This is a genomic window from Okeania sp. SIO3B5, from assembly GCF_010692555.1.
Taxonomy (GTDB): Bacteria; Cyanobacteriota; Cyanobacteriia; order Cyanobacteriales; family Microcoleaceae; genus Okeania.
The window spans coordinates 1-7526 of sequence record NZ_JAAHHG010000486.1; the positions used below are offsets into that span (position 1 = coordinate 1).

Sequence of the window (7526 nt, forward strand, 5' to 3'; positions counted from 1 at the left end):
CTAGGAAACCATCTATCAACAATGATTAACTTAGAACCATATAACTCACACTTGTACTCGCGCCTGTCTGCGAAACTCATAAAAACCCATATCCGCAATAGCCTTAGCCAACTTATGATTTGCCATCATTCCTGATACATTAAGGTCTTCTATTACTATTTGACTGTGGTTTTTAGCCAAATAGGTAGTCAGTTTATGCAACGTATCTTTCCTGATGTCAGCTATTTTTTTGTGTAGTCTCGCTATTTTTAGCTGTGCTTTTTTCCAATTAGACGAAAACTTGGTTTTATGTCTGCGAGCGGTATTGCAATCGTGATAGTTTGGATTCTAAATTTTTGCATATGTTTAGCACCATCGAATACTTCACCTGTTGACAATGTTGCCAAAGTTTTAACTCCTAAGTCTACACCAACTACATCTACTGATTTCTCAGTAATTATAGTTGCTGTTTCTACCTTGAAACTAATAAACCATCTATCTGCTTTTTTGCTAACAGTTACAGACTTGGGAATAACAAAGTCTTGTAATATTTCATAAGTTTTGACCCATCCTATTCGAGGTAGTTTGATCTGATTAAAACCCACTGTAATTGAACCATCTAAAGTAAAACTATCATCCCTACCTTTTTTCTTAAATTTAGGCACTCCCGACACTTTGGTGAAGCAACGCTTCCAAGAAGAGTGACAAATACCTTAAAGCATATTGAGGCGCAGACTCAAGATACTTCATAGTACCAATAATTATTTGGTTTAACCATTGCGACTAAAAGTTTATGCAGGTCGATTGCAGTAGGAAATTTAAGTTTACCATCAGGATTATTAGAATTGTGCTATACGGATATTTCTAGTCAGCCATAATCCCCAATTCCAAGCATGACGGGCTACAAAGCGCGTGTTTAGCCAGTAATGTTTTTTGCTGATTTGTGGGTTCCAACTCAGTTTTGAATCCTAGTATCATAAAATCAAATATAGATTATCATAGATAATACCAGATAATCATAGATTATGTCAAGCTGTTAATTACCCCAGATAGGTTTTACTACCTGGTGTTTTTCATTTTTGAAGTTGAGAGAGCGATCACTACACTATACCGCTAGGTGAAACTCAAAAGTCAATTGAGAACGATTCACACTATCAAAATCTAACTGTGATTACGCTCAAGAATCACACTTTTTGTCACGACGGCGTTTCCAGAGTCGCTTCAATGCCTTGCGAGTTTAGATGAAACAGTCAACTACTGGACTATCCGAGCTAAATCGTTTAATTAGGGCTTGCTGATTAATTCTAAAACCATTGAAAAGTAAAGGTTTGAGCCTTCTGGGATTCCTAAAAAGTGCGCTTTTTTTAGTCTAAAACCCTCAAAAAGTTAGCATAAAAGGCAAACTAAGAACAGAAAAATTGAGGGACAATTCTTACTTCTACCTCCTGTAAATTCCCCATTTCTCCTGACTCGGTCCTCCTGACTTCCCCTCCCCTCCTGGGAGGGGCTAGGGGTGGGTTGACTCCTACCCTCACCCATAAGACTTTTTCAGCAAACCCTAATTATTAATTATTAATTATTAATTATTAATTATTAATTATTTAATTTGCCCAAATTTTTGACGAGGCGAAAACCAATGTGAGTGGTTCCTGTATCCGGTGACTGAGACTCTCGTGCAGCCGGACGGTATCGACTGCAATAGTTGGGCGCACAGAGGTGTGAACCACCTTTAATGACGTGTACCGCACCCTCGGCAGGTTTTTTGGGGTCAAAACTTTCGGCTTGCCTGGGGCCTTCTGGATTAACACTATGAGCCATGTTCTTTCGTTCAACCCGATACCAGTCGGCAGTCCATTCCCAAACATTACCCGTCATGTCATACAAACCGTAACCATTTGCTGAAAACGAACCAACGGGAGCAGTTCCCAAGTAGCCATCCGCTTTGGTATTGAGAAAGGGAAAAAATCCTTGCCAGGTGTTGGCTTTTTTGGCAGAATATTGTTTACCCCATGTGTAGGTAGATTCTTTTAAACCACCTCTGGCAGCATATTCCCATTGAGCTTCCGTGGGAAGTTGTTTTCCTGCCCACTTGGCGTAAGCTAAGGCGTCTTCGTAGGCAATATGAACAACGGGATGGTTTTCTTTGCCGCTAATATTACTATCGGGACCGTAGGGATGTTGCCAGTTTGCGCCCACAACCCAATGCCACCAACTCAGATAAGCGACTTGTTGAATGCCTTCTGTGGGAGGTTCAAAAACAAGGGAACCAGGCGATCGCTGTCCGAAAGGTAAGTCAGGAAATTGTGATTTTGATAGAGGACGTTCGGCTATGGTAACGTAACCTGTATCTTCAACAAATTTGGTAAATTGGGCGTTGGTAATTTCGTGGGAGTCAATGCAAAATGAACTGACAGTAACATCTTCAACAGGTAGTTCTTCGATAAATTCTGGTTTATCCGACCCCATTTTGAAATCTCCTCCTGGAATGAATTCCATATTTTCGGGACAAGTTGAAGAGGGGGAGGCAAACGCACTCGGACTAAAAATAGTAACACTCAGAATAAAAACACTGAGAACAATTAGGAGCTTTTGAATATAATTTTGAGAATTATTCATCATTTGAGTCGCAGAATTATTTCACCGAGGTGGAGAATAGCTTTGAATAGAGAAATCTCATTTATTGAATATGAGGGGTAAAAGCTCCCGGCATAGTCAGCCGGGAGGTTCAGTCGAACTTAGGTTAGTAAGTTAATCTGACTGTTCAGAGTTTGATACAACTTCATTCGGGTTTTAGTCGAAATAATTTTGGACCATTTTTTTCACCTTTCCTAGCTTTCCTTCTGGCTGAATATGAACCGTTACCTTTTCAATGGAGTCATTAAAAGTAAAGGTTGGCTTGTAAGCTTCTGAGACAGGAGATTGAGTATCTTGACCGATATCAAAAAACTCAAGACCAAAGGAAGCAGGAACAGTATGAATTTCTACTTGCTCGCTAATAGGTTCATCATTAAGAAACAGTTGTCCATTACCGATATAATATTCTCGGTCTGGATCGATGCCAGTTTGAGTAAACTTGTAGGTTACTTTGGATTTTCCGGTGGGAACCAAAAGATCGGGGTTAATCTTGAATCGTTCAAAACCTAAGTAGTTGTACTCATACGCCAACTTATTATTTTCATTGATGTATAGAGTGTAACCTCCTCCGGAGCCTCCTTGAGCAACCAGTACCCCCTCGGAATCAGGATGCTCCCGATCTAGATAAACATCAATGGTATAGGAACTACCAAAAGTATTCGGGGCAAGGGCTTGATGGAGAGGTGACATCCCTTGATAGAAAGTAAAGTCAGTTTTTTCTGCACCTAATTCCTTATTCTGAAGATCAATAAGTTCGGCGGTTTCCCGATCGTCTAAGGGATAAACGTTGTATTTTTTGGCTTGTTTCACAAATAGAGCTTTCATCTGTTGCAACTTCTTGGGGTTTTTGGTTGCCAAATCATGGGATTCTGAGAAGTCTTCTGCCAAGTTATAAAGCTCCCAAGTATCTTTGCCAAACTTCCCTTTATGTCCATCAGGTATACTGCCAAGTAGGGTAGTATGTGCAGTTACAGCTTTCCAACCATCTTGATAAACAGCTCGGTTTGCTTTGTTTTCCCAATACTGAACGGTATGGGTACTATCAGCATCAGCATTTTTGAAAGACTTATAAAAGCTCTCCCCAGCTAGAGGTTGCTGTACATATTCATTAACGGTTTTGGGCAACTCAACATTAAGAATATCGAGCACCGTTGGTACAATATCGGTCACGTATTGCCATTGAGGACGAATCGCGCCTGGATCGGGAATCTCGGCAGGCCAATGGACAATAAAGGGAACGTGGATACCGCCTTCATGGACAAAACGTTTCGCCCATTGGAAGGGAGTATCATAAGCTAATGACCAGCCCCAAGGTACATGGGGTTCACTATGGACAGTGCCAATCTCATCTTGATGTTCTATGTTGTAATCAATGTCGGTGGGAACTCCATTGAAATAGGTCATTTCGTTGAGTGTGCCGTTTTCACTTCCTTCTGCACTCGCACCGTTATCGGAAAGAACCATGATTAATGTGTTATCAAGTTGATCGATAGAGTCAAGATAGTCAACTAAACGTCCCACTTGAGCATCAACATGGGTCATAAAACCCGCGTAGTTTTCCATGAAAGTGGTAAACAACTGCTTTTCATCCTCATCCAATAAAAGCCACCTTGGATTTTCTGGATGTCTTTTTGTGAGTTGAGTATCTTCTGGAACAATGCCCAATTCTTTCTGTTTTTTGAGAATTTCATCCCGTTCTACATCATACCCTTCATCGAAGTGGTACTTATACATATCCCGATAAAATTCAGGAGTATGATGGGGAGCATGCACTGCACCAAAGGCAAGATACATAAAATAGGGGCGTTCTGGATCGCTGGACTCTAGGTCTTTGATATAACCAATGGCGTTATCTACTAAATCTTCACTCAGGTGATAGCCTTCTTCGGGAGACTTAGGTGCTTGTACGCGAGTGGTGTCTCGATAGAGTTCCGGGTAATACTGATTGGTTTCACCACCGAGAAAGCCGTAGAAATGGTCAAATCCTTTACCTGTAGGCCATTGGTCAAAGTGTCCCGTCGCCGGATTCACCGCCCAAGTTGGGGTCAAATGCCATTTACCGAGGGCAAATGTGGTATATCCTTGGGGTTTCAACAATGCTGGTAGCATGGCTGCACTCGAAGGAATGGAACCACTCTTATTCGGATAGCCATTGGAAATTTCTGGAATCCCTGCCATACCTACTGTATGAGGATTACGTCCTGTCAATAAAGCCGCACGAGTCGGGGAACACACTGGAGTGACATGAAAGTTGTTATAGCGCAAACCATTATTGGCAAGGTGATCCAAGTGAGGGGTTTGAATACGACCCCCATAGGAACCTAATCCAGCAAAACCCGCATCATCAATAACAATAGTCAAGATATTGGGAGCTCCGGACTGAGGTTTTGGGGCTTCAAAATAGTCTGGGGTAGAATTTTCTGCTTTGTAGCGAATTTCTCCCTCCCAGGGTTGATCGGTGTACTGAATTTCTGCATTGGTGCAGATTTCTTCAGCTAGTGCTAAGGATGGCATTGAGAGAAACAAACAAACCATCGTTAGGGCGATAATTGCCTGTTGTCTTTTTGTTGACAGTAAACGCGATAGTTTGGTGAAGAAGAGGAAAGTAGCGATCGCCAACATTACTCCTCTTTTTATCCGGTGCAAAAGACCGTTGAAAAACATAGATAAAACTTCGTAAAAGGGGTTAACACAATCTCAGGCATCCCAAAACACAACATGGATAGCCTTGGGATAGGCTTTAAAGTCCCGATCCCTCGACCTGAACCCTACACTTGGCTGAATTACAGACGCAAAAGTTCATCAATCAATTGGTGTTATCAGTTTTCCAGGTCAATCAATCTCATTAGGGTGGGTATTATAGCAATGAGCGCTGGTATATTTACAAATTGCAGGAAGGGCCAAATAGCTAAAAGTCTTATATTATCAGCAATTCATTCCCCCTGTTGCCTGTTGCCTGTTGCCTGTTGCCTGCGCACAGCGCTATACCTACCCTACAGATGACCTGTCGTGTTTCCACCCTGGATCGAAATTATGGGGCTACCACGCTCTTGGTCTTTCCCGTGTAGTAACGAGCGGTAGGAGCAAATGGCCATTTGCCACTACTTGACTAATGACTTTTGTGGCCTGTTGGTATCTCTACTATCCCAAGAGATGAATAGCATTCTGGACACTTTCACTCAGTAATGGCCACCCTGTTGTGCTATGGAGTAATCTCAAGACTTAAAGGTTAGTTTAGTGGTCAGCTATCTGTCTGAATGATCAAAAATCCCAACTTTTTTAACCATAGAAATTTAATATTTATATAGAGATAAGTATTACTTTTCTTTATGCCCAATAGGATTATTTTTTTGAGAGAGTGCTGCCAAAATGAGTTTATTGATGGATGCAAACAATAGTCAAACTACCCAAGCTAAAGATGAGCAGGGGATAAGCAATCCGAAGATTATCTCCAAATCCTTTACAGATGTGGATAATTTCAAAGAGTTTTTTAAGTATAAAAATAAGGAAATAATACAACTCACTCCCGGTTCTCTTCAAGCTGAGTTTTTGTCGATTCAGATTGGTGACATATTTTTCATATGTAATCAGGTGAACCAAGGGTTTCAATTTTCAGGTGATGGTACAAAGGGATGCATCTCTTTTGCGATAGTTTGGTCTGAGAATGAAAGGGAATATTACTCCTTCCGTCACCCTGTCAAACCTCAAAGGACTGTTTTTGGTTTCAATAACACCGAAGCACACGTAGTATTTCCTCAAGGTGGAGCATTGACACAAATTTTTATGCCTGCTAAAACTTTTCATGCTTATGCAAACCAACTACAACGCCACGATCTAGACGATAATTTCCGGAGTAAAAATCATGTGAATTTGGTTCTAACTGGGATGAAAGAAATTAAAGATTATCTGAAACAATTGATTTGGTTAGGAGCACACAAACCAAATTGGTTTCAAAACCCTCATATTGAGAAACTCGTTACTGATGATTTCTTACCTTTGTTGATTAGTAATATTCCCATTAAGTTAAATTCTAAGTGCTTCGTCAAACCTTCTCGAAGAGCAAAGTTGATTTCCCAAGCAGAGAGAAAAATGTTAGCCAACTTAGAAAAACCTCTGACCTTAAAACAACTAGCTGAAAATTTAGGGTCTAGCAGTTCTGCGTTATTGTATGGTTTTCAGGACTTATTTGGCATCAGTCCCATGCGTTATCTTAAAGTACGACGACTTAATGCAGTGCGACAACGCCTGAAGGCAAGCGAACCTGAAAATTGTACCATCTTCTTCCTTGCTAGTGAATTTGGGTTCTACAGTCCCAGTCATTTTTCTAGAGATTACAAAGCCATGTTTGGGGAGTTGCCTTCAGAAACGTTGAGAAAGAAGGCATAAAGAGGAGATTGACATCCTCCCCGGCCTAAAGGCGCGGGGATTCCTACCGAGCCTAAGCTCCTCGGCGAGTTGACGTTTCACAGGCTGCTGCTACTTTTGCAGTAGTCTTACGCTCGCCTCCACGTCCGTTTAATGTCTCGGACTGCCCGCCCGCGACTAATATATTTATTGCTGCATTCTCGTCTAAGAACATGTTTTGCACCACAGTTGAGACACTCCCATTCTCGCACCTTCAGGTCTAGCTTCCCACCTTTAAAGCCACAATTTGAGCAAACTTGGGATGTTGGTTCAAGGGCGACTAATTACTCTGAAATCGCGACCATATTTTTCAGCAATTCCATCTAAAAAAGTCCTGAATTTTCTCCAACCTAAATCTGAAATTGCTCTGGATAATTTACGGTTTTTAACCATTCCAGAAACGTTGTTATACTTCTAAAACAACTGTTTGGTTTTCACGAATTATTTCAGTAGATAATTTATGTAGAAAATCTGACGAGTGTATCTTTCAGTTTAGCATGGAACTTAGC

Annotated in this window: 8 protein-coding genes and 1 pseudogene; 1 reads left to right on the forward strand and 8 read right to left on the reverse strand. The window is 41.1% G+C overall.

Annotation, left to right across the window (positions count from 1 at the left end; all coding sequences use genetic code 11):
* Positions 1–45: 45 nt before the first annotated feature.
* From F6K54_RS36185 to F6K54_RS36210, 6 genes and pseudogenes are all read right to left on the reverse strand, one after another.
* Positions 46–180 carry a hypothetical protein gene (locus F6K54_RS36185; RefSeq protein ID WP_293088677.1) on the reverse strand — a complete coding sequence of 45 codons (135 nt, stop codon included), beginning with the start codon at positions 178–180 and terminating at the stop codon, positions 46–48.
* Positions 181–258, reverse strand: a pseudogene (locus F6K54_RS36190) (hypothetical protein); the annotation flags it as partial.
* On the reverse strand, positions 249–644 hold the full coding sequence (locus F6K54_RS36195) for a hypothetical protein (RefSeq protein ID WP_293088679.1): 396 nt from the start codon (positions 642–644) through the stop codon (positions 249–251). The pseudogene F6K54_RS36190 and the gene F6K54_RS36195, both read right to left, overlap by 10 nt.
* A gap of 199 nt (positions 645–843) precedes the next feature.
* Positions 844–957 carry a helix-turn-helix domain-containing protein gene (locus tag F6K54_RS36200; protein WP_293088681.1) on the reverse strand — a complete coding sequence of 38 codons (114 nt, stop codon included), beginning with the start codon at positions 955–957 and terminating at the stop codon, positions 844–846.
* 615 nt (positions 958–1572) lie between these two features.
* Positions 1573–2598 (reverse strand): formylglycine-generating enzyme family protein, encoded by a 1026-nt coding sequence (locus F6K54_RS36205; protein ID WP_366558330.1) that lies wholly within the window; start codon positions 2596–2598, stop codon positions 1573–1575.
* A 171-nt stretch (positions 2599–2769) separates the two neighbouring features.
* Positions 2770–5277: an arylsulfatase gene (locus F6K54_RS36210; RefSeq protein ID WP_293088683.1), complete on the reverse strand. Its 2508-nt coding sequence runs from the start codon at positions 5275–5277 to the stop codon at positions 2770–2772.
* A 705-nt stretch (positions 5278–5982) separates the two neighbouring features.
* On the opposite strand from F6K54_RS36210, the gene F6K54_RS36215 reads away from it, so the two are divergent.
* Positions 5983–6999, forward strand: coding sequence for an AraC family transcriptional regulator (locus tag F6K54_RS36215; RefSeq protein WP_293088685.1), 1017 nt, complete (start codon positions 5983–5985; stop codon positions 6997–6999).
* A gap of 52 nt (positions 7000–7051) precedes the next feature.
* On the opposite strand, the gene F6K54_RS43425 is transcribed toward F6K54_RS36215, so the two are convergent.
* Positions 7052–7192, reverse strand: coding sequence for a hypothetical protein (locus F6K54_RS43425; RefSeq protein WP_366558331.1), 141 nt, complete (start codon positions 7190–7192; stop codon positions 7052–7054).
* 95 nt (positions 7193–7287) lie between these two features.
* Positions 7288–7410 carry a hypothetical protein gene (locus tag F6K54_RS43430; RefSeq protein WP_366558332.1) on the reverse strand — a complete coding sequence of 41 codons (123 nt, stop codon included), beginning with the start codon at positions 7408–7410 and terminating at the stop codon, positions 7288–7290.
* Between the last annotated feature and the right edge of the window lie 116 nt (positions 7411–7526).